Below are 579 nucleotides of genomic sequence, written 5' to 3' on the forward strand. Positions count from 1 at the left end.
CGACTGTTCTTGAGTTAGCTCAGGAAGAGTTCACAAGATCCCGTCCGATCTGATTGATCGGGCGGGATCTTGGCGTTTCCGGGGTCTGTTCGAGGAGCTATCCGAACGCGATCGGTGCCGGAGGCGGGTGCCTGGCGGTCGTCGACCTGATGTTTCGGGGTGGTTCGGGTGCGTGAGGCGTTTCTGGGCTGTGGGCGGGCGTGCGTGATCCCGGCGTGTGGTGCTGGGGTCTCAGATGGTCTCGCGGAACTCCGGCCCTGTGGGCGGCGGCAGCCCGGCCGCGGCGGGGGGCGTGGATGCCGATCCAGCGAACGCGGTGACTCCGTGGGAGGTGCCGGTCGTTTGTGTTCGGGTGGTCTGATCCCAGCTGAAGAGGATGTGCAGGTTGATGCTGCAGATCATCAGCGCGAGCAGGATGGTCTGCGCGACCCGTCCGTGGGCGAGTCGCTTCGTGGGGTCGGAGATGTCGATGCCGTGGCTCTTGGCCCTTCCGTTGAGTCCTTCGATGTTCGCTCGCTCGGGCCGGTAGGCGTCCTGCCAGGTGGGGTGGAGGTAGTGCCGGTCCTGGCGGAATTTGTC

At 65.3% G+C, this 579-nt stretch carries 1 pseudogene; it reads right to left on the reverse strand.

The window, feature by feature from the left end:
- Nucleotides 1–231: 231 nt before the first annotated feature.
- A pseudogene (locus tag ABEB00_RS35795) lies at nt 232–579 on the reverse strand (hypothetical protein); the annotation flags it as partial.

This window comes from Streptomyces ziwulingensis (assembly GCF_039542605.1).
Classification (GTDB): domain Bacteria; phylum Actinomycetota; class Actinomycetes; order Streptomycetales; family Streptomycetaceae; genus Streptomyces; species Streptomyces ziwulingensis.